19 protein-coding genes are annotated in these 23,582 nt (G+C 38.7%); 2 read left to right on the top strand and 17 right to left on the bottom strand.

All coding sequences use genetic code 11. From position 1 onward, the window contains the following. Positions 1 to 2: 2 nt before the first annotated feature. The 6 genes from A6M55_RS14005 to araA form a co-directional block, all read right to left on the bottom strand. A complete protein-coding gene (locus A6M55_RS14005; RefSeq protein ID WP_064198215.1) occupies positions 3 to 3,131 on the bottom strand; it encodes a SusC/RagA family TonB-linked outer membrane protein in 3,129 nt (1,042 codons plus the stop codon). A 369-nt stretch (positions 3,132 to 3,500) separates the two neighbouring features. Further along, positions 3,501 to 4,664, bottom strand: coding sequence for an aldose epimerase family protein (locus A6M55_RS14000; protein ID WP_064198214.1), 1,164 nt, complete (start codon positions 4,662 to 4,664; stop codon positions 3,501 to 3,503). A 163-nt stretch (positions 4,665 to 4,827) separates the two neighbouring features. Further along, entirely contained in the window at positions 4,828 to 5,484 is a 657-nt protein-coding gene (gene fsa / locus A6M55_RS13995) for a fructose-6-phosphate aldolase (RefSeq protein WP_064198213.1), read from the bottom strand. A 33-nt stretch (positions 5,485 to 5,517) separates the two neighbouring features. Beyond that, complete coding sequence (locus A6M55_RS13990) at positions 5,518 to 6,222, bottom strand: L-ribulose-5-phosphate 4-epimerase (RefSeq protein ID WP_064198212.1); 705 nt, start codon at positions 6,220 to 6,222, stop codon at positions 5,518 to 5,520. Then, positions 6,219 to 6,686 (bottom strand): methylglyoxal synthase, encoded by a 468-nt coding sequence (locus A6M55_RS13985; protein WP_064198211.1) that lies wholly within the window; start codon positions 6,684 to 6,686, stop codon positions 6,219 to 6,221. The genes A6M55_RS13990 and A6M55_RS13985 overlap by 4 nt, the downstream gene beginning before the upstream one ends. 56 nt (positions 6,687 to 6,742) lie before the next feature. Next, entirely contained in the window at positions 6,743 to 8,233 is a 1,491-nt protein-coding gene (gene araA / locus A6M55_RS13980; RefSeq protein ID WP_064198210.1) for an L-arabinose isomerase, read from the bottom strand. A gap of 40 nt (positions 8,234 to 8,273) precedes the next feature. On the opposite strand from araA, the gene A6M55_RS13975 reads away from it, so the two are divergent. Continuing rightward, entirely contained in the window at positions 8,274 to 8,720 is a 447-nt protein-coding gene (locus A6M55_RS13975; protein ID WP_064198209.1) for a DUF6934 family protein, read from the top strand. Further along, entirely contained in the window at positions 8,717 to 8,866 is a 150-nt protein-coding gene (locus tag A6M55_RS17330; RefSeq protein WP_156511070.1) for a hypothetical protein, read from the top strand. The genes A6M55_RS13975 and A6M55_RS17330 overlap by 4 nt, the downstream gene beginning before the upstream one ends. Before the next feature lie 16 nt (positions 8,867 to 8,882). Here the strand turns inward: A6M55_RS17330 and A6M55_RS13970 are convergent, their stop codons facing one another. From A6M55_RS13970 to A6M55_RS13920, 11 genes are all read right to left on the bottom strand, one after another. Beyond that, positions 8,883 to 10,517 carry a ribulokinase gene (locus A6M55_RS13970; protein WP_064198208.1) on the bottom strand — a complete coding sequence of 545 codons (1,635 nt, stop codon included), beginning with the start codon at positions 10,515 to 10,517 and terminating at the stop codon, positions 8,883 to 8,885. A 128-nt stretch (positions 10,518 to 10,645) separates the two neighbouring features. Continuing rightward, positions 10,646 to 11,344 carry an NrtR DNA-binding winged helix domain-containing protein gene (locus A6M55_RS13965; protein WP_064198207.1) on the bottom strand — a complete coding sequence of 233 codons (699 nt, stop codon included), beginning with the start codon at positions 11,342 to 11,344 and terminating at the stop codon, positions 10,646 to 10,648. A gap of 204 nt (positions 11,345 to 11,548) precedes the next feature. Then, positions 11,549 to 13,090 (bottom strand): alpha-N-arabinofuranosidase, encoded by a 1,542-nt coding sequence (locus tag A6M55_RS13960; protein WP_064198206.1) that lies wholly within the window; start codon positions 13,088 to 13,090, stop codon positions 11,549 to 11,551. Between the two features lie 12 nt (positions 13,091 to 13,102). Next, a complete protein-coding gene (locus A6M55_RS13955; protein WP_064198205.1) occupies positions 13,103 to 15,379 on the bottom strand; it encodes a glycoside hydrolase family 127 protein in 2,277 nt (758 codons plus the stop codon). A gap of 80 nt (positions 15,380 to 15,459) precedes the next feature. Continuing rightward, positions 15,460 to 15,798: a hypothetical protein gene (locus A6M55_RS13950; RefSeq protein WP_064198246.1), complete on the bottom strand. Its 339-nt coding sequence runs from the start codon at positions 15,796 to 15,798 to the stop codon at positions 15,460 to 15,462. Positions 15,799 to 15,826: 28 nt separating this feature from the next. Further along, a complete protein-coding gene (locus A6M55_RS13945) occupies positions 15,827 to 17,752 on the bottom strand; it encodes an alpha/beta hydrolase-fold protein (RefSeq protein WP_064198204.1) in 1,926 nt (641 codons plus the stop codon). Between the two features lie 21 nt (positions 17,753 to 17,773). Further along, entirely contained in the window at positions 17,774 to 19,033 is a 1,260-nt protein-coding gene (locus A6M55_RS13940) for a glycosyl hydrolase family 8 (protein ID WP_064198203.1), read from the bottom strand. An 18-nt stretch (positions 19,034 to 19,051) separates the two neighbouring features. Then, positions 19,052 to 20,167 (bottom strand): alpha/beta hydrolase-fold protein, encoded by a 1,116-nt coding sequence (locus A6M55_RS13935; protein ID WP_064198202.1) that lies wholly within the window; start codon positions 20,165 to 20,167, stop codon positions 19,052 to 19,054. Positions 20,168 to 20,185: 18 nt separating this feature from the next. Continuing rightward, positions 20,186 to 21,262 carry an esterase family protein gene (locus tag A6M55_RS13930; protein ID WP_064198201.1) on the bottom strand — a complete coding sequence of 359 codons (1,077 nt, stop codon included), beginning with the start codon at positions 21,260 to 21,262 and terminating at the stop codon, positions 20,186 to 20,188. 6 nt (positions 21,263 to 21,268) lie between these two features. Beyond that, the gene (locus A6M55_RS13925; protein WP_064198200.1) at positions 21,269 to 22,429 is read right to left on the bottom strand and encodes an esterase; all 1,161 of its coding nucleotides are present in this window, start codon (positions 22,427 to 22,429) and stop codon (positions 21,269 to 21,271) included. Between the two features lie 19 nt (positions 22,430 to 22,448). Next, complete coding sequence (locus A6M55_RS13920; RefSeq protein WP_064198199.1) at positions 22,449 to 23,567, bottom strand: esterase; 1,119 nt, start codon at positions 23,565 to 23,567, stop codon at positions 22,449 to 22,451. Between the last annotated feature and the right edge of the window lie 15 nt (positions 23,568 to 23,582).

Here is a 23,582-nt window from a genome sequence, read left to right as displayed (position 1 = left end):
AATTAGAAAGTTATGTTTAAACCCAAATTATATCTTTTTACAGTCGGGTAAGCTCCCTGCGATGCCCAGCCTGTACCAGCAAAATTTGATTCTCTATCGTCAGGCATTTTGCTCCAAGCATAGAGGTTATTGCCATTGATATATACTCTGAGACTGTTGAAACCCATTTTTCGGCTGAGTTCGGTAGTAAATGTGTAAGCGATTTCGGCATTTTTTAACCTTGCATACGAGCCATCGTACATATATTGCGTGCCTCGGTAATCACTGAAAGGAGTAGTAAGCCAGCGTGGAATGGGTGTTCCATTTGGATTTTGTGGAGACCAGTATGCTCCTTCATGATAGACTGTGTTACTTTGACCACTTAGACTTGTAAATACAACTTGGCGTGTTGCATTATTTACGGCATAAAATTGAACAAACGCCGATAGTCCTTTCCAATCTAAACCAAATGTAGCATTGTAGGTGTTTTGAGGCCAACCCGTGTGTCCATACGGAATTCTATCTTGTGAATCTATCACGCCATCAGCATTATAATCAACTAAGTAATAATTGCCTACAAGTTTCTGATTATCATTTACATTGTGCATTGTACTGCCATAAAGTTGATCCCAAGTATTATATATTCCATTATTCACGTACGAATAAACTTGGTCAATTTGCATTCCTTCTGGTTTCTGATAATCTGGGAGTAATTCTGGAGTAGCACGTTCTAAAATTTTGTTTTCGGTATGGGTCATATTAAGGTCAGCCCACAAACGGAATTTTCCTACGTTTTTATTGAAATGTAGTTCCACTTCATAGCCTTGAGATTTTACAGCCCCCAAGTTTGCTACTGGTGGTGCGGCTCCAAAATAACTCGGAACATCAGCCCTTCCTGTCAACAAAATCTTACTTCTATTATCTTGAAATATGTCTGCTTTACCTTTAACTAAACCTTTGAGAATCTCAAAATCTAAACCAACATTAAACTTCTCAGATTCTTCCCACTGAACCGTCGGATTTCCAACTGTTGCCTGCGAATACCAAGTATATGGGCTTTGTTCTGCACCTTCACCTGTAACTCCCAGTCTCGACCTTCCACCGTAAGACCATTGCTCTAAATATGGCCATCTTACACCCAAATTATCAAATCCTGTTTGCCCGTAAGACATACGGAGTTTCAATGAATTGATGAATTTTATTGGTTTCATGAAGTTCTCATTCGAGATAACCCAGTTTGCTCCACCAGATGAGAAGAATGCGAAGCGATAATCGCTGGCAAATTGCTCAGAACCATTATAAGCACCGTTGTATTCGATGGTATATTTATTATTGAAATTGTAGGTTGTTCTAAATACCCAGTCTTCACGATACGACGGAATGGTATTTCCACTTGCAAAAACATTTCTGTTAGTCAAACCCATCGCAGTAATATTATGCTTTCCTGCAATGGTTGTATTATAATTTAATTGCAACTGATAAAATAACCTTCTCTGACTCGCTCCAATATTTCCTGCTGCTGGATTCCACTTGATACCTTCTTGAAAATCAAATCCAGTGATACCATCAACGGCTTGTTGAAAAGTTTCAACGCCATTGTCAGGGTTTATCCATTTGCGTTGTGTTCCATTGAAAAGGTCGTTTACACCACGGTCAGATTCTACGAAAGTATTATCCAACGAAACAGTTCCAGAAGCTCTTAGCCCCTTCACAAGTCGTTCTAAGTCTTGTTCTAAAGTAAAATCAGTCGTAATTCGTGCAGTAGTTTGGTATTGAATACCACCAATCGCCAAACTCAATGCAGAGTTCTCAGCCCTTGCTTGGTTTGGAGCATAGAATCCCCATGAACCATCAGCATACTTTGGCAAAAATAAATCAGGTGCAGCACTGTAGGCATCAATCCAAGGGCCATATTGGCTTCCTGAGAAACCCCACGGACTTTTTCTGACACCATACGAACCAGAAAGGTTTGTTTTAAACAAAGTACTTTTTGATAATTGAAAGTCTAAATTACTACGAACATTCAGACGATTAAAGCCAAAGCCTTGTTGGTATCCACGCTTATTGTCGTACACTTTAAACAAATCAGCTTCTTGCAAAATATCTGCACTGGTGAAATACTTTACCAAATTTGTTCCACCACTAATATTTAGATTGGCATTATTTGAAATAGCATAAGGCTTAAATAATGCTTCCTCCCAATCAACATTCGGATAACGCTCTGCCTCAGCAAGATTGGCAGGATTACGATATTTGTCAATAATGGCTTGCGGTGTAATGTTTCTCCAACCTTCTGGACGGGCGGCAAGCTCATATTCGATTGCTTCATTTCTGATTCCGAGAGCATCATAAGAATCATACTTTTGTGGCAATTTTGATGGTGCTTTCACAATCGTATTCACTGTCGCTCTGATTGATGCTTTACCAGTCTGCCCACGTTTGGTAGTAATCAAGATTACACCATTTGCACCTCTTGAACCAAAAACTGCAGTTGCCGAAGCATCTTTCAATACAGTGATTGTTTCTACCGAACTAATATCCACACTATTCATCGGACGCTCAACGCCATCCACCAGAATTAATGGTTCAGAGTTATTCCAAGAACTACGACCACGAATCAAAATCTGGGGGTCTTCTGCACCAGGAAGCCCAGTACTTGCATTTGTTATCAAACCTGGTACATTCCCTGTTAGAGCAGCACCAATACTCGAAACCCCGCCCGCACGCTCAAGCTCCTTATTGGTAGTTTGAGTTACTGATGCAACAACGCCTTCTTTCTTCTGTCTTCCATAACCAACAACTACAACCTCGGATAATTCCGATAAAATTTCTTCCAACACAACATTGATAATTTTTTGATTACCAACTACAACTTCTTTGGCCTTGAATCCAACTGAACTAACAACCAAGGTTTGTTTGGGTGTACAAAAAATTGAGAATTCTCCCTCTGCACCAGCATTAACGCCCTGCGTTGTACCCTTGATAGTGACGGCTGCCCCAGGAATCGTTTCTCCTGTGTTAGATTTCACTGTTCCTTTCACTGTTTGAGCTTTTAGCGAAAAGCCTGAAAAGCCAATCAAAAGAAAAATACCTGATACAACTAAGTACAGCTTTTTCCGAGTGATTGAAATGTACAAGTCAATTTGTTTCATAATTAATAAATATGAATCATTTAATAAATAATATAAAATTACGCTTGCAAAGTAAGGCACTGACTTAAAAATAGAGTAGCACAATTCACTAAATAAACACCACAAATGTTCAGTAAACTTAAAAAGTGTCAATTTTACACTATTATTATACAAGTTTTCTGTGCTAATACAAAAAATGAAGACTATACGTAAAATATGATAAACTTTGAGAAGAAATAACTCATTTTTAGCGTAGAAAAAATTGAATATATCAACATCTTAACCTTGGGCTATTTTCATGAAAGTCTTGAGTAGTAATTTTGAATAAAAAAAACGCAATACAACCTCATAAAGATTTATATTGCGTTTTAAACTAAATTTATGTGTAGATTATTTTACCGAAAACTTATAAACAGTAGTTGTTCGATAGGTTTCGTTAGGTTTTAAAACCGTAGTTGGGAAGTTCGGTTGATTGGGTGAATCTGGGTAATGTTGGGTTTCTAAGCAGAAGCCTGAACGGAATTTTGCAGGAACACCTCCTTTAACAATTGCTGAACCATCTAAGAAATTCCCTGAATAAAACTGAATGGCTGGCTCAGTTGTAAAAACTTCCATCACACGACCAGTTGTTGCTTCATAAACCGAAGCTACGTTTTTTAATTTATTACTTGCATCAGTAAAAGCCCAGCAATGGTCATACCCTTTTCCGTATTTGATTTGAGCATCATTGGCATCATTAATTCTTTCGCCAATCTTGTGAGGTTTAGTAAAATCAAATGGTGTTCCAGCGACGGCTGTGAGTTCACCGGTAGGAATGAGTGTAGCATCAACTGGTACTAATTTATCAGCAGCCAAAGTAAGTTCATGGTCGAGAATATCCTTGCTGGCATCGGCCGAAAGATTAAAATATGTATGATTCGTAAGATTCACGACCGTAGTTTTATCAGTAGTTGCCTTATAATCAATCTTCAATGAATTATCTTTTTGAAGTGTATAAATTACTTCAACATCTAATTTTCCTGGATAACCTTCTTCACCGTCGGCTGCTGTATAGTTAAGTTTTAGTTGCGGTTCGGCAGCATCAATGGGTGTTGCTGTCCAAAGTACTTTATCAAAACCTTTTCTTCCGCCATGAAGGGCATTTGGTCTATTATTAGTTGCCAAAGTATATTCTTTGCCTTCGAGCGTAAACTTACCTTTGGCTATTCGATTACCAAATCTTCCAATCAATGCTCCGAAATAAGGGACGCCTTTTAAGTATCCTTTGAGCGAATCGCAGGCAAGGGTGACGTTGGCATATTTGCCTTTTTTATCTGGGGCTGTAAGATTTGTAATTATACCTCCGTAGTTAGTAATCTGTACTTCCATACCATTAGAATTACGAAGCGTATAAAGGTCAACTTTCGAACCATTGGGTAATGTTCCGAAGGCTGTTTTTTCGATTTTATTTACTTTTTCAGCCTTATTTTTTTTTGACTTTGCTGGTGTTTGTGCAAATGAAATTTGCAGCATTCCAACACTAATCAGCACTATACTGAGTGTTTTTAAGTTCATATTTATTAGATTGAATAGATTTTACAAACAATTACAAAAAGAATTGAGGAGATTCTACATAAATTAAAAAGACTCATCTAATTGAGCGTTTCGAGTCTAAGTATCAGAGCATTATTATTCATGTAGCGAGGTTGCAATAAAAAAATTGATAGGCATAAGCCTATCAACCATTTACTTTTTTGTAGTCAGCCAAAAACTTCTCCAGACCAGAGTCAGTTAGTGGGTGTTTCAATAATGCCAACATAGCACTTAGCGGGCCTGTCATTACATCTGAGCCGATTTCAGCACACTTAATAATATGAATTGGGTGACGAACCGATGCCGCCAAGATTTGTGTATCAAAACCGTAATTATCATAAATCAGACGAATTTGAGCAATCAAATCCAACCCATCTACTGAAATATCATCCAAACGCCCAATAAAAGGCGACACGTATGTTGCACCAGCTTTGGCTGCCAAAAGAGCTTGTCCGGCCGAGAAAACCAATGTACAGTTCGTACGGATTCCTTTATTGGTAAAATATTTGATTGCCTTGATTCCGTCTTTAATCATTGGCACTTTTACGATAATGTTGGGGTGAAGTGAAGCTAAATGCTCACCTTCTTGAATAATTCCGTCAAAATCTGTCGAGATAACTTCGGCCGAAATTGGTCCATCAACGATTTCGCAAATGGCTTTATAATGGTTTAAAATATTTTCTTGTCCAGAAATACCTTCTTTTGCCATCAACGATGGATTGGTAGTTACACCATCCAAAACGCCCAAGTCATTTGCTTCTTTTATTTCGGCTAAATTGGCAGTATCAATAAAAAATTTCATTTGTTTTAAGATTTATGTTTATAGTAAATTTGTCTAACAACCTTGTCCGTAATAAGCATTTTTGCCATGTTTTCGCTCAAAATGTTTCATACGTAAAGTATCTTTTATTCTCGGAGTATTCGGATTTATTTGAAGGGTAAACATTGCCATTCGAGCAATTTCCTCCAAAACTGCCGCATTGTAAACCGATTTTTCGGCGTTTTTTCCCCAAGTAAATGGTCCATGATTTTGCAGTAAAACCATTTCTACTTCCTTGTGCGAAAGTTTCTTTTCAGCAAAACAATCGAAGATTTGATTGCCCGTTTCAAACTCATAATCGCCCAAAATCATTTCATCGGTCAGCACCGCCGCACACGGAATATCTTGGTGCGTATGGTCGGCATGAGTTGTGCCAAAAATTGGAATGTCCATGCCTGCCTGAGCCCAAGCAACCGCATAAGTGCTGTGTGTGTGCGTAATTCCTCCAATATCTTCCCAATTTTTGTATAATTGAGCGTGTGTTTTTGTATCAGACGATGGTCGCATTTTACCTTCTACAACTTTCGCATCATAATCCATTATCACAATATCGTCGGCTTTGAGCAACTCATACGGCACACCGCTTGGCTTGATTGCAAAAACCGCTTTTTCTCTATCAACGGCACTCACATTACCAAAAGTAAAAAGCACCAAGCCCAGTTTCGGAAGCATCATGTTTGCCTCGAAACATTCTTCTTTTAAAGATTTATATTCGCTCATATTTTAATGATTCTCTTCGTATAATTTCTATAATCAGGTACAGCTGTTTCGTATTCGATATGCATCAGTGCCGACGTTACAATGTAGTCGGCGGTTGCACGATCGCAAGCCATCGGAATATTCCAAACCACACACAAGCGTAAAAGTGCTTTAATGTCGGGGTCGTGCGGTTGTGCTTCCATTGGATCCCAGAAAAAAAACAGCATATCTATTTTTCCTTCGGCAATTAATGCTCCAATTTGCTGGTCGCCACCGAGTGGACCACTCAAAAGTCGTACCACCGAAATATCAAGAGCTTCTTCGAGTAATCTTCCAGTTGTGCCTGTGGCAAATAATTGATGCTTTGACAAAACCGCTTTGTTATAAATTGCCCAGTCTATCAAATCATCTTTTTTATTATCATGTGCCACCAAAGCAATGCGTTTTCTTGCCGAAACTATCTTCGTGCTAAATGAATCTGCCATAGATTTAAATTGAAAGAAATGAGGTTACAAGTCTGATTTTCTCCTAAATTAGCAGATTATTTATAGGAAATATCATTAAATCTCAATTCATTTTTCAATCCTCTAATGGTTGTATCTTTATCAATTACTACCAATTCGACATCAAGCATTTCGGCCAAATCTTCAATGTATTCGGTTGTTAGATTTTGGCTGTAGACTGTGTGGTGGGCTCCACCTGCCAAAATCCATGCTTGCAAGCCAATTTCCATACTTGGTTGTGGCTTCCACAAGGCACGAGCCGTTGGTAGTTTCGGGAAAGTTTCGGTTACTTCCACCGCTTCTACTTCATTGACTATCAGACGGAAACGATTTCCTAAATCAACCAATGAAACATTTAGAGCTGGCCCAGCCGCCGCATTAAATACCAAGCGAACAGGGTCTTCTTTGCCACCAATTCCAAGCGGATGCACCTCACATTTTACTTTATGTGCTGCAATGGTTGGACAAATTTCGAGCATGTGTGAACCTAAAACCATCGAATTGGCTGGGTCGAAATGGTAAGTATAATCTTCCATGAAAGAGTTTCCGCCTTTCATTCCGCTGGCCATAACTTTCATGATATGCACCATTGTCGATGTTTTCCAGTCGCCTTCGCCACCGTAACCGTAGCCAGCAGCCATCATGCGTTGCGAGCCAATTCCTGGAAGTTGACGCATTCCGTGTAAGTCTTCAAAAGTATTAGTGTATGCCGAATAACCACCGTCTTCTAAAAATGCTTTTAAGCCCAATTCGATGCGTGCAGCTTCATAAAGTGAACTACGACGGTCGCCACCTTTACCCAGTGATGCCATCAAATCATAAGTATCTTCGTATTCTTGAATCAGTTTTCCAATTTCAGCATCCGAAATTTGATTGATAACTTGCACCAAATCTCCAACGGCGTGCGTATTTACCGAAAAACCAAACTTCATTTCGGCCGAAACTTTATCGCCATCAGTTACGGCAACTTGACGCATATTATCGCCAAAACGAACCACTTTCATGGTTTGCATTTTGTATTTTGCCACCGAAACACGAGCCCAAGTATTGATTTTTTCGAGAACCGAAGCTGCTTGCCAATGCCCAACCACCACTTTGCGATTCAGTCGCATTTTGGTCATGATATGCCCAAACTCACGGTCGCCGTGTGCCGATTGATTCAGATTCATGAAATCCATATCAATATCATTGTACGGAATATCACGATTGAATTGCGTATGAAGATGCAACAACGGAATTTGCAGAGCTGTAAGTCCCCGAACCCACATTTTGGCAGGCGAAAAGGTGTGCATCCAAGTTATGATACCCACACAATTGGGAGTAGCGTTGGCTTCTCTACAAATTTGTAAGATTTCGTCAGGAGTTTTTACAACTGGTTTGAAAACTACCTTTACTGGAATTTCTGGCGAATTATTGAAAGAATCGGCTATAACTTTTGAATGTTCATCAACTTGTCGAAGTGTTTCTTCTCCGTACAAATGTTGGCTACCTGTTACAAACCAAACTTCATAAGATTTTAAATCAAGCATTGTTTTCTTTATATTTTGTATATTTTTAGTATTTTTGAAGATGGACAAACCTATTTATAACATTGAAACTTCACCCGATGGACTTTATCATATTTTTGAAAGCATTGGCGTACAAAAAAATACCCGAAAAATGGTTGTTTATGTACCCGATGACAACAAAGCGGATTTGTTTCATTTAATTTTTGGCGACATTACTGATGATAATAATCTTGATGTATTTGCAATTAGTAATAATCAAGACATGAAAGTAATATTGTCTTCGGTTATACAAACTTTGTATGCTTTTTTTGAAATCAATCCGACTAAAAAAGTTTTTTTTACTGGAAGTACGGATGCTCGAACTCGACTTTATAGAGCAACTATTTCAAAATTATTTGAAAAAACAGAACTTTTTTACAATATTTATGGTCTTTTGGACGATGATTCAACAGAACCATTCAATAAATCAACTTATTACAAAGGATATTTTATCGAAAAAAAGCAATGAAAAAAGAACTTAATATCTTAGGGATTGATGAGTCAAAAGTTAAAATCAATCCTAATATTCCTAAGATTAACTTAGAAACCCCTGAAATAAAAAGTCATTTGCATAAAGTAAATAATCTCTTGAAGAATGTAAAAATTCCGTTTTGAGATTACTTGCTTCATTTTATTGTTTCTCAATAAACTGCCCCAAACTTTGATACTTGCCATATAATTTCTGATAGATTTCTACATACTCGGCTCGTGGTTCATAACGAGCATCGAAGCCCGAACCCATCGCTTTTTGTGCATCAAAAAGATTAGCATGAACTCCAGCCGTTACCGAAGCATTCATGGCTGCACCCAACGCACAAGCTTGGTCAGAACTGGCCACTTTTATTGGCATATTCAATACGTCAGACAGCGTTTGCATCACAAACGGTGACTTCTTGGCAACTCCACCAATGGCAATTACTTGCTTGATTGGCACTCCTTCACTAATGAATCTATCAACAATCGCCTTCGAGCCGAAAGCCGTTGCTTCTACAATCATTTTAAATATTTTGATAGCATCAGTTCCCAAATTGAGCCCCATAAATGCCGCTTTAAGTTCATGATTGGCATCAGGTGTTCTTCTTCCATTTATCCAATCTGTTGCAACTGGGTCATTTTCAGTAATGGGTAGCAGAGAAGCTTTTTCTGATAAATATGGAATTAATTTTTGAGCTAATTCTTCGGCTGCTTTTTCGCCCAAAAGTTCACGCACTGGCTCGGTGATAACTCTTTGAAACCAAGCGTAATAATCTCCGTAGGCCGATTGCCCAGCTTCCATTCCGAGCATATTCGGAATGATAGAACCATCAACCTGCCCACAAATTCCTTTGATGAGTAAATGTCCGATTTCTTCGTTAGGGGCAATAAGCATATCACAAGTAGAAGTCCCCATCACACGCACAAAATCATACGGTTCGATTTCTGCACCGACTGCCCCCATGTGGCAATCAAAAGCCCCTACTCCTATGTTTACGTTTGCTGAAAGTCCCAGTTTTTTAGCCCATTCTTCTGAAATTTTACCCATAGATTCATCAGAAGTGTAGGTATTTCTGAATAGTCGCTCACGTAAGCCAGCTAAAAGTGGGTCGAGTTTTGTAAAAAACTCTTCCGATGGAAGACCTTCAAATTCTTCATGCCACATGGCTTTATGACCTGCCGCACAACGCGAACGTTTCATTGTAAGTGGATTCGTTTCGCCAGTTAAAACGGCTGAAATCCAATCGCAATGCTCTACCCAAGAAAAAGCTTTTTCACGAATGCTTTCATCAACTCTAAGTGTTCGGAGAATTTTTGCCCAAAACCATTCAGAAGAATAAATTCCGCCCACATATTTTGTAAAATCAACATTCCAGTGATGTGCTAAATGATTTATTTCTTCTGCTTCAGCATTGGCGGTATGGTCTTTCCATAGAATAAACATTCCATTTGGGTTTTCGGCAAATTCGGGAAGCATCGCCAAAGGTGTTCCGTTTTCATCAACTGCCACAGGTGTCGAACCAGTGGTATCAATCGAAATTCCCACAATATTTTGTTTGATTTCCTCAGAAATTCCTTCCAAAGCACCTTTTATGGCACTTTCAAGTCCTTCGATATAATCAAGTGGGTGTTGTCTGAATTGAGAAATTGATGGATTACAATATAGTCCTTGTTTCCAACGCTTATAATAATGCACGGCTGTTCCAATATTTTCCCCCGTTTGGGTACTTACAACCAATGCACGCACCGAATCTGTGCCGTAATCAACTCCTATTGTGTATGTACTCTCCATTTAATTTTGTGTTATATTGACACAATTATTATTTTATTAAATTACCTAACGATTTTAGTAGTAAAATTGCACATAATTCCATCGTGGCAATTCATTGAGGTAATCTCTCAACTACAAATATTCACATTTTATCTCATTGAATCCGAAATAAAATAATGAAAGGCACTAAATTGACTTTGATATTTTTCTTTATCGAGCTGATAAAGGATTGCTTTCTTAGTTGTTGAATTTTGGTTTTTTTCACCAGTGTCTATCAACAGATTGGTTGATAGAATCTTTCGACTAAAATTTCGTCGATCGAGTGGTGAATCGTATATAGCTTCGTAAAGTTTTTGTAGTTGTGGAATAGTAAATTTTTCGGGCAAAAGTTCAAAACCAATTGGATGCAACGCAGCTTTGTAGCGAAGTTCTTCGAGTGCCAAATCAACCATTTGGTTGTGGTCAAAAATCAGATTTGGTCTGTTTTTTAAATCAATCCAATAAGCATTTTGAGCTTTAGCCGAATCCTGGTTATGTGCATGAATATTTATTAAAGCAAAGAAACAAATCGAGATAGTACGCTCAACTGGGTCACGGTTTACTTTTCCAAAAGTTTTAATTTCTTCAAAATAAATATCTTTTAGGCCTGTTAAATCATATAAAATGCGATTAGCGGCTACTTCGAGGTCTTCCTCTTCTTCCAAAAAACCACCCATTAATGACCACTTTCCTTGTTCTGGCTCAAAATTTCTTTTAATTAAGAGAAGTTTAAGTGCTTCGCCATCGAAGCCAAAAACGATACAATCGAGAGCAACAAGTATTCGTGTCGAGTGAGGGTATTTATTCATTTTCTAATGTTTTACACAAATTTGTGCAAATATTATAATTGTTATTCTTTTAATTGAATAAAATTCGAGAAAATCATTGATTTTCTCGAATAAAACCATCTTTAACCTATCTTTAATCTAAATAATTAATAACATCCTATAATTGTGTAAATTTAACACGATTTTTTTGTATTTTAAAAAATGAAGCGTATTTTTTAATTTTGATTATTTAGTAACTTTTAAAACAATTACCGAGTACGCTGGAATGATGAGCTTCAAAATGCCTTTCTCCAATTTTGCACCCGAAAAATCTTTTATCGAAACCTTGTTTGGTTGCTCAAAAGTATTGTGATCGCTGATGTTGGCAGATGATAGGATTTGCCCCGAAACTTTAGTGAAATCTTCACCTCTAAGATTGATTGTAACTTCGTGCGATTTACGATAATCAATGTTTGTCAAAGAAATATTCAATGCTCCTGAAGCATCTTTTGATGCCGACGAATTCACGGCTGTCAGTTTTTTACCATTAAATTCATACGTTGGCGACTCGATACTCATTGGTACGAGCGTTGCATCTTGATGCACATTGTACATTTTCATTACGTGGAAAGTTGGCGTAAGCAACATTTTCTCTTCGTTAGTCAAGATTACTGCTTGCAAAACGTTGACGATTTGAGCCAAATTTGCTCCACGAACACGGTCAGCGTGATTATTGAAAATATTAAGTGTAAGACCCGCAATCATGGCATCACGCATGGTATTTTGTTGATACAAAGCACCTTTACCTTCGGCATCGGTTTCGTACCATCCCCCCCACTCGTCCACAATTAAATCTACTTTTTTCTCTGGGTCATATTTGTCCATGATGGTGCTGTGCTTGGTTACGAATTCTTCCATTTTCCAAGCTTCTTCCATGGTTTTGAAATAAGTTGCTTCGTTAAATCCAACCGATGGGCCTTTCGTATCTTTCCAGCTCAAAACCGAATAATGATGTAATGCCAAAGCCGACATCATATTGTGCGGAATGTTTTTCATCAATGTTTCAGTCCAGTTGAAATCATCGCTGCTTGCACCCGAAGCCACTTTGTAAAGTTTAGATTCTGGTGTAATATCTTTCATGAATGTGGCATACTGGCGGTAAATATTTGCGTAATATTCGGGCGTCATATTTCCACCACAACCCCAAGCTTCATTGCCAACTCCCCAAATTTTTACATTCCAAGGCTTTTGACGACCATTTTGAATACGAAGGTCAGACATCGGGCTTCCTGTTGGTTGATTTACATAACTTACCCAGTCCGAAAGGTCTTGCACCGTTCCGCTACCTACGTTTCCTGCTAAGTATGGTTCTGCACCAATTTTTTCGCAAAGGTCAAGAAAATCGTGTGTGCCGAAACTATTATCTTCGGTTACACCACCCCACCAAACATTGACCATTTTAGGACGCTTTTCTTTAGGACCGATACCATCTTTCCACTGATAAGCATCAGCAAAACAACCTCCTGGCCAACGAAGATTAGGTACTTTTAGCTCTTTTAATGCTTGAATTACATCGTTTCGTACACCAGCTGTGTTAGGAATCTTTGTGTTATTTTCTCCCACATACATACCGCCATAAATACAACGACCGAGGTGTTCGGCAAAGTGGCCATAGATATGTTTATTGATTTTGGTTTTGGCCAAATCCGTGTTCAACGTGATTTTGGTTTGGGCTGTTGCCGAAAGTGCCATGCAACCTGCTACTACGGCTAAAATTGTTTTTTTCATTAATCAGATAATTTAATCGGTTACTACTCTGAACTCGGTAAAACGAGGCGAAGGAACATTGTTTTTTGTACTAATTTTAATGCTAATCTTCTCGCTATCAAGGTTTTTTATTTGAATTATTTTATTTTCTTTTGAGACATTTTCAATAGGTTTTTCGTTGATAATTATTGAGATGTTCTCTAATTTAAAATCATCTAATGAACTTATTATCAAAGCTTTACCTTGATTGTTTTTATTTGATAATTGATATGAAATATATGAGCGGGTATTTCGCCAAAATTGCTCATCGTCATAGCCCGAATTGCTTCTTTCTCCTTTGTAGCTGTGGTCAACTTCGGGTTGTTGTTCGCCACAATTCACTTTATCAATGGTTCGAGCTTCGAGAGCCAACTGCTCGGCCTCTTTTTGTTTGATGCTTACTTGATAATTTTCAAAAGTGGTTTTATTGAAAGTCTGGAAATACATTTGGTAACGTGCGTCATGAATTTCAAAAAACGGCTGTAAAGTAAGCGAATCTAAACTGAATTTGAGTTGGCCAATGGGTTTTATTTTTGATTTGAAATCCCCTTTTTCATCAACTAAGGCGTAAGCTTTATTCATTGGGTAAAGGGGACCTTTGGTTTCATGCCCCATTCGGCTGTCGTCGGCAAAAAGTCCAACTAAATCTGTGGTTGAAGTTTTAGCTGCCAAAACGATTGGTCCATGCACAAAAGCCGCCCAATTTGAGCCATCGGGTAGATTTTCTAACTGCGTAGAAGTTTGGAATCGTACAGTTATTTTATCACCCGATTTCCATTTTCTATTTACTGAAACATAGTTATTTTCTGCTTTTGAGGTTTGAAAAATCTTTCCATTTATTAAAATTTCAAAGTTTTCCGCCCATTTGGGTTGGCGAATGTTTAGAGCAAAAATCTGAGATTTAACAAGTTTTAAAGTTAATTCTGATACATTTTTGTAAGGAAAATCAGTATTTTGTTCAATCTGAATGTTTTTCTCTTTCCAATTTAGGGTTGAAGGAATAAACAAATTGACGAAAATATCATTTCCAGAATGGCTATAAATCAACTCGCCATATTTCGTATGATTTTCGATGCCCGAACCCACGCAGCACCACATACTGGTATTGGGTTGCGAATAAACTCGATAATGATTAGGGCGAATGGGAGTAAAATAAACAAATCCACCTTTTTCGGGGTGCTGGCTCGAAAGAATATGATTATAGAGTGTTCGCTCGTAGAAATCTAAGTAGCTGGCATCGTTTTTATCGAGAAAAAGAGCCTTACTCAGCCGCAACATATTGAACGAATTGCAGGTTTCTGGGCCTTGATTGGAGGCCAACATTTTGCTGAAATCGTTGACGGGATTGAAATGCTCACGCATACTATTTCCACCAAATGCCACACTTCGAGTTTGTGAAACATTCTGCCAAAAATACTGTGCCGCACCCGACAGCTCTTCATTTTTGGTGAGAGTAGCTATTTTTTCAAAACCTATCACTTTCGGTATTTGGGTATTGGCGTGTAGGCCAGTAAGTTTATCTTGTTTTTGAAGTAATGGATTTAAAATAGCTTGATGATTTAGTTTTTGAGCGGTTTCGAGGTATTTTTTGTCGTTGGTAAGGATATATAAATCGGCAAAAACTTCGTTCATGCCACCGTGTTCGGTACGAAGAATTTGCTGAATTTTTTCTTCATTGAGTGGTTTTATTAATTCGATAAACCAATCGCCCAAACCAATCAAAATCTGTTTGGCTTGTTGATTTTGTGTCAATTCGTAAGTATCACGCAGCCCCGCAAAAAGTTTATGAATATTATAAAGCGGTACCCAAGTATTATTGAGTCCGAAACTACTACCGTCAATATCGCCTTTATTGATTCTCTCCCAAAACACTTTTCCTTGCGGAATTCCGCCCACGTAGCCATTGCCATTTTTTGCTTGGCAACGTGCCAATTCGGAAATCATGTATTCGAGGCGTTGCTTCAATTCGGCATTTCCAGTGCTGGCATACATCATGGCCAAAGCCGACAAATAATGCCCGCCAATGTGCCCGTCAAGACCCGAACTTTCCCAGTTTCCATATCGCTCGGCTTTCAGTGGCAAACCTGCGTCAATAAGGTAAGGAGCGAGTAGTTTATCAGGATTTAGTGCCAAAATGTATTTCAAATCTACATCTTGGGCATTTTTGAAAATACCATTTTTTAGTTTTACCTCATGCAAGGCAAAGGGCTGCATTTGTGCTTCGGCACAAAAACTTAGAATCAGAAAAGGTAAAACGTACTTAATTTTCATTAAAACTATTGATAATGATTAGCATTATTAAAAATGAGCGAGTAGCCTTTCAAAAGAGAAAGGCTACTCGCTAAGGTAACTTATTTTACTCTTGTGAGTTTGGTTTCGCCTCTTTCGTTTTTGATAACCAACTCATTTTCAGACACTAATTCGCCTGTATAGTTGATTTTACGCTCGCCGAAAGAAATCGTAAACGAGATTTTTTTACCATCAATCGTTCCTTCTTCGATGGCCGATTCTCCACGTTGATTTTTCCAGATTCCTGTTAATTTATTGCCTTCTACTTTAAATGAGTAGTTGACCTCCATCACACCGTTTGGCGTTTCTCGTGAACCTTTCCAGTTACCATCTACGGCATTTTGAGCGAAAGCCACTACCGTAGAAATTATCATTGCAATTGTTAAAAGTGCTTTTTTCATTGTTTTTTTGATTAAAATAGATGGAAATTTATTTAAAAAGTAATTGTGCAAATTCGTAAATATCGTGTCGCCAAACTGGCCAAGTATGTCCGCCAGCGTACTCGCTGTATTTGTATTTAATGCCCATTTCATCGAATTTCTTCATCATGATTTGGCAATTAGCGTGAGCAATGTCTTCTTTGCCGCCTTGCGAAATCCAAAATTCTTTGATGTTGGCATTGATTTTATCTTTGTTGGTTTTCATGAATTCGTATTGTGGGTCTGAAAGTTTGGTATTATTTGCCCACCAACCCGAACTGAAAACGCCGAGATAATTGAATAAATCAGAATTTCGAACCCCTGCATGCAAGGTTTGTAAACCACCCATCGAAAGACCTGCCAATGCACGATTTTTTGCTTCGTTGGAAACTTTAAAATTGGCTTCCACGAATGGAATTAAGGCATTTTTTAGCTCATTTTCAAATTGATTGAGTTGTTGCATACCAAAACCTGCGGGGCCACCGCCACCTTGGAAATTCCCATCCATCATTACAATAACCATCGGTTTTGCTTTCTTTTCGGCAATGAGATTATCCAAAATCAAATCGGTTTTGCCTTGAGTAGCCCAACCACGTTGGTCTTCGCCACCACCGTGAAGCAGGTAAACGGCTGGATATTTTTCGGTAGCATTATCGTAGCCTGGTGGCGTATAAATGTAAGCCTCACGCCAAGAGTTGGTTACTTTTGAATAGTATTTTTTTATACGAACATCACCGTGAGGTACATCTTTCAAAGCATAAAAACCACCTTCTTTGTACGGAATTTCGATGCCACTTGCCATGCGACTCATGCCATAAAAAGATTCACTGGCTGGGTCGGCAACAGCTACACCATCAATCAAAAGTGAATAATAATGAAACCCACGGCTGATGGAATCGGTCGTAACATTCCAAAATCCGCTGGTGTCTTTTACCATGTCGTATTTTTTGCCTAAATCAATCTGTACTTTTTGTGCTTCGGGAGCTTTAACCTTGAAAATTACACGATTATCGGGCAAAATTTGCGGGTATTTCGCATTACGAATATTGCTTGCAGCAGGAGTTCCTAAAACTGAATATTTAGTAAATGTACTTGGATTGGTAGGTTTAAACAAAAACTGCGAAAACATATACAATCCGTTTTTCCAAACTTTAAAGTCGTGGCCGCCTGCTTCGAGATAATAGATATGAGGCACATCGTTTTCGTACATATATTCGTGTGTACGCTTACTGAATGTTATCAATCCGTCGGCATCGCCACACGAAATAAAGAGCAATTTCAATTTCTTTTTAGCTTCTTCGGGGTTTGGCATTAATTCCTTCGGCACTTTTGTGTTGGGTGCAGAAGAAAATCCACCAACCCACGAAAATTTATCTAAATTCCCTAAACCAAAATTCAACGACTGTCCTCCTCCCATCGAAAGGCCTGCAATGGCACGATTATCTTTATCAGTCAATGCAGGATAGTTTTTTTCGATAAACGGAATGAGATCATTCAATAAATCTTTTTCAAACGTAGCAAAGGCTTGAACTTTGTCGGGAGCCATGATATTTCCCGTTGAACGGTCGTCTTTCATGGCACGGCCATTTGGCATTACGACAATCATTGGCTGAATTTTTCCTTCGGCGTAAAGATTATCTAAAATGTTTTGAGGATTTGCTCCTTTAAACCATTCCAAATGGTCGCCACCGATGCCGTGAAGTAGATAAAATACTGGATATTTTTTCTTTTTATCGTAGTTTGGCGGGGTGTAAACCAAGGTTTTACGAGTGCTTCCGACGGTTTTTGATTCGTACTGAACCGTATCTATTTTGCCTTTGGCTATGCCATTTTTAGCATTTTCGTAGCCTTTTGGCATTTCTTTTTCCATATTTTGTGCGAAAACCATATTTCCACACAAAAACAGAAGAGTGATTACTGAGCGTAGTTTTTTCATCGTTTGAAATTAAAAATGAGGTTATTTGGCGGGTTCAATGATTTTGTAATTTCCACTGAGGTGCATCAAACTGAATAGATACATCAGTCCATCGAAGTAAGGGTCAAAATAACCGTCTTCGTACGGTTCGAGTTTGGCGTTCCAAATGGCTTTTACAAAATCATCGCTTTCTTTTCCTTTATTAATGAGGGCAGTTGTGGCAGCAGTAGAAACCAAACCAATAGAATGACGAAGTTTTTTTACTGGCCCAGCTTGCAAGATAAATTCTGGTTTTGAGCCATCAAGATTAAACTGGTCGTCATACGTTTCCAAACCTTTTGAACGTAAGAATTTTTGGAATCTTTTGGCATAGTCGAGTTGCCATTTTTTGTCTTTTCCGTACCAAGTATAATCCATCGCAATGTTCATCGGCACACGCCATGAGTCATATCTAAAGCCTGGTGGCATCCAACGAGTAGGGTGTGGAGCTCCACTAAATTCGGTATAATCAGAGTTTAATGCCGTAACTGGGTGACAAGCTCGATGCAAAAATACTCTTGAAGTGTCGGCACAGGCCTTGTAAAAGTCTTCGTGGCCATCTTTGGCATATTTTGCCCAAACTTCCATAAAAGCTGGCAAGTGATAAGATGGGTCAGTCCATTTGTAGTTTGCACCTTCTGGTACAAAACTTATTTGTTTGGCATCGGTATTGATGACGTTATATATGTTTCCTGTACCGTCTTTTTTCCACATATTATCTAAAATTCGACGGGCTTCTTTGTAGTAATTGATGCCTGTATCATTACCCCAACGATTAGAAGCAAACAAAAGGCTGGTTACAAAGTAAAGCTCACCATCAGAAGCTGAACCTTGCGAGTTTTTCTTTTTAGTAATTGGGTTGATACTCCACGCAAAATAAGCCTCTCTTGGCCCCGTTTGATGTTGAGAATATTTAACAGCCCATCGCCAAATTTTATCAAAAACTTCTTTCTTGTTTAATTGAACGGCCACCATCATGCCGTAAGACATTCCTTCGGAGCGGGCATCTTTGTTTTTTACGTCTGAAACGTAAGCCAACGAGTCTTCTTCTTCAAAATAAACTTTGTTTGGGCCTTCAAAAACATCGTAATACGCCTTTTGGAGTTTTGCATCTATGTCTTTTTGGCTGTAACCCATTTCTTTAAATACATTTCTGTACTTAGGTTTTTGTGCATTTATGGTAAACGAACAAATGAGAACTAACCCTAAAAGACCGATGAGCCTTTTAGGGTTAGGATTAAAATAAAAAACGTGGAAATTCATGAATATTTTATTAAGAAATTAATTAAAAAGCTTGGGAGCCATTTGTAATAAACTGCGTCTCCAAGTTTGGAATTCGTGGGCTGTACCTTCCGAAATGTATCCATCAACGTTAAAACCAGCACCTTTTAGTTCTTCTGTAGCTTTACGAATGCCATCTGGACGCTCTTTGCTGCCACAACTCAAGAAGATGTATTTTGGTTTTGGTTTATCTTTGAAGTCGGTTGAAGCGTACGTTCCACCACTCAAAAGACCGAAATAATCAAATACTTCTGGTTTGTTTAAAGTGATAGTTTTTGTTTCCATACCACCCATCGAAAGACCAGCCATAGCACGTTTTTCTTTTTTGGCGATTGTTCTGAAATTAGCATCCACGTAAGGAATCAATTCATCAACCAAAACCGTTTGGAAACCATCAATCTTAAAATTACGCATTCCGCCCATTTTTATTTCGTTGGTCATACCATACGTACACACAATGATGAATGGCTTGATTTTTCCATCGGCAATCAAATTATCCATAATCAAATTAGCTCTACCTTGGTTCATCCAAGCAGTTTCGTCTTCGCCCCAACCGTGTTGTAAGTATAAAACTGGATATTTGTCTTTACCTTTTTCATAGCCTGGGGGCGTGTAAACAAATGCTCGGCGAGAAGTACTGGTACTTGGCGAAGGGAAAAGAATTTGCTGAACATTTCCGTGAGGAACATTTTTAAGGGCATAAAAATCTTGGTCTTTGGCAGGAATTTCGATACCACTTTCCCAACGAACTGAGCCGTAGTAGTTTAATGTACCTGGGTCATTGAATTTTCCTCCGTCTATTTTAACATTATAGTAGTGAAACCCTTCGTCCATAGGGCCATCGGTAGTTCCCATCCAAGTGCCATCTTCTGCTTTGGCGAGCTTTGTACCGCCACGGCCACCCAAACCTAAACTCACTCGCACGCTATCGGCAGTAGGAGCAACGATTTTGAAACGTGCATAACCCTGCGAGTTTACCTGCGGATATTCTTGTTGCGGTTGGTTAAGTACCGAAGGTTTGAAATCTTCGATAATGGCAGGCTGTTGTGCCTGTGCAAAGTTGATGCTACCCACGATGGAAGTAGCAAGAAGGCTAATTTTGAGAAAGTTTTTCATATTTTTATGAGTTGAATATTATTTAAAAATTTCTTGTAAAGAATTGGCTAAAAACAACTTACAGTTCATCCAAGTGTGTCCACCCGAAACGATGAGGGGTTTAATTTTAATTTTCTTTTCTTCAAACATCGCAATGTTTTTCTTCACGCTTTCATAAAGAAAATCGTCTGTACCTACACTGATGGTAAATAATTTGACTTGTTTGTTTATCAAATCGGCGTTTGGAGTCCAGTTATCAAAGTTTTTCTTGAATTCTTCAGTTGCCGTAAAAGGTGCATACGAACAGATATAGCCAAATTTATCAGTATTTGTAAAACCAATATTCAGCGTTTGGCCACCGCCCACTGAAAAGCCCGCTACGGCACGGTTTTCTGAACCTGCTTTTACAGGATAATTTGCTTCAATAAATGGAATCACATCATTGACCACATCCTTAGTAAAATCAGGCATCGGAGCGGGGCGAACATTTCCATAAGGCATTACGATAATCATCGGTTTGGCTTTACCTTGGGCAATAAGATTATCAGCAATCAAATTAGCTTTTCCAACTTTTGTCCAAGTTTCTTCGGTGTCAGAACCACCATGAATCAAATACAAAACGGGATATTTGGTTTTGCCACTTGCATCGAAATTCGGTGGCGTATAAACCAATAATTGACGAGTAGTATTCAACGATTTTGAATTATAAAGCTGATACGTAACCTTTCCGTGAGGCACATTTTGTAAGGAATGTACCAAAGGTTTATCGGCAGGAATTTCTACGATACTACGCTTAAAACGCTCATTTGCAAACACATAAGTATTGTTTGGGTCAGAAACCCCAGTACCATCCACTACAAAATTGTAAGGGTAAATATCTGGCGTAATCGAAGGTACGGTAATGCTCCAAACACCCGAAGTATCTTTGGTCAATGAAACGGGGTCTTTCAGAAATTCCCCCGAAAGTTTCACTTCTTTGGCCGTTTTAGAGAAATATTTAAACGTAACGCTTTTATCGGCATGTACTTGTGGCGAAACTATAATAGGTGGTCGCTGTGCCATCGTAAATCCTCCTAAAAAAAGGAGAATAAAAACGAGTAATTTTGAGTTTTTCATCTTATGTTATTTAAACAAAATTGGCAAAGTTTCATTGAGGTATTGCTTCACATTCATCCAAGTATGTCCACCTGAAATGGCGTACGTTTTTACGTTTATCTTCTTGTCTTTCAAGTATGCTTCCCACTCTGTAGTGCCTTTGTATAAGAAGTCTTCCGTACCAATGCCTGACCATAAAAGTTTGAAATCTTTGTTGGTTTTTGCAGGATTTGCCGTGATGTTCGTAAAACTTTTGTCCATTTCGGCAGGTGAAATATATGACGCATAACTACATACGTAAGCAAATTTATCGACATTGTTGAAGGCAGCACGGAGCGTTTGACCGCCCCCACGAGAGAAACCGCCAATGGCACGGTTATCACGGTTGGCGATTACTCGATAATTTTTCTCAACGTAAGGGATAATGTTCGTTATGAGGTCTGTCTCAAATAATTTCATGCGTTTGAGAGCATCTTCACCGTCACGGCTGCCATCCGAAGGTTTGTCTTTACCCGTTTGTTCGGCAATGCGTGCCATTGGGTTTCCGTAGGGCATCACCACAATCATTGGTTTTGCTTTGCCTTGAGCAATCATATTATCGAGCATTAAGTGCACTTTTCCTACTTTCCAAAAAGTTTCCTCAGTATCTGTTGTGCCACTTATTAGGTAATAAACAGGGTATTTTTTAGCAGTTTCTTTGGTATAACCTGCTGGTGTATAAACTACTACCGTACCAGTTGAGCCTTCAACTGATGGATAATATTCGTAAGTGATTGAGCCATGAGGTACATTTTGAAGTGCATAAATGGCAGGAGAATCCGATGGTATTTCTACCAAACTTCCTTTGAAACGCTCATTTGGAAATAAATACGTGTTGGCTGGGTCGTTTACCGTAACGCCATCAACTTTGAATCCATAAGGATAAATATCAGGCTTAACTGGGCCAACTGTTATTGACCAAACACCATTTTCACCTTTGGTCATTGGGACATTAGCTGAACCAAATTGGTTGCCATCGAGCAAAACAGTGGTGGCCGACGGTGCTAAATACGAGAAAGTTACCGTTTTGTCGGGATTTACTTTTGGAGAAACCACAATTGGCCCACGAGGTGGTTGTCCTTGTGCAAAATTGCTAAAGCCCCAAATGGCAATTAGAGCCAAAAGGAACAGACTTTTGTTTGTTTTCATAATTATAGAGAAAGGTTTATTATTTAAAAAGTTTGGGGGCAATTACGCTCAGATAGTGTTTTACGTTCATCCAAGTATGTCCACCTTCGGTAAAAAGGCTTTCGTATTTGATTTTCTTTTCATCAAGAACTTTCATAAATTCTTGATTGACAGTGTAAAGTGGGTCTTCTTTACCTACGCCAATCCAAAGTAATTTAAGATTTTTATCCGTTTTGGCTGGGTCTTTGAAAGCCGCCTCATTGTTACGGTCGAATTCATTTTTGAGCATTCCAGGGGCAAATCCGCACACGTAAGCAAATTGGTCTGTATTGTTAAATCCAAAATACATGGTAGTGCCACCACCGCCTGAGAAACCTGCGATTGCTCGGTTATCTTTGTTATTGATAGTTCGGTAATTTTTCTCTACAAAAGGCATCAGATTTCCGAAAAAATCTTTCTTAAACTCTTGTAGATTATCCCAATTGCGTAAACTACCCGACGATTTTGAAATAACTGGATAGGCTCTTCCATAAGGCATTACGATAATCATTGGTTTTGCTTTTCCTTGGGCAATGAGATTATCAAGAATGATATTGGCTCGACCAACTTTTGTCCAAGTTTCTTCGGTGTCGGTTGTGCCATGAAGCAAATAGAGTACTGGATATTTAGCATTTGGATTAGTTTCGTAGCCTGCTGGCGTGTAAATAACTACTGGGCGAGTACCGAGTTCGGGCGATTGGTAGTAGCGATAAGAAACCGTTCCGTGCGGCACATTTTGTAAAGTATGTACCAAAGGCGTGCTTCCCGTTACTTCTACTACACTATTTTGAAAACCTTCATTCGGAAAAATAGCGGTATTGCTTGGGTCGGCCACCGATACGCCATCTACCGAAAACGAATACGGGTACATATCTGGCTTGATGGGACTGGTTTTCACCGACCAAACTCCTTGTTGGTCTTTGGTCATGGTCAAAGCAGCTTTCTCAAACTGACCGCTCAATTTTACTTCTGTTGCCTTTGGAGCATAAAATCGGAAAGTAACGCTGTTATCGGTATGTACTTCGGGCGAAATTACATTGGGGCGAGGTGTTGGTTGGGCAAAACAGAGATTTGAAATCAGCATTATACCAGCTATAAGTAATAGTGATTTTGTTTTCATAATTTTAGGATTGAT

This window comes from Emticicia sp. MM (assembly GCF_001649495.1).
This window is presented reverse-complemented; position numbering and strand designations above follow the sequence as displayed.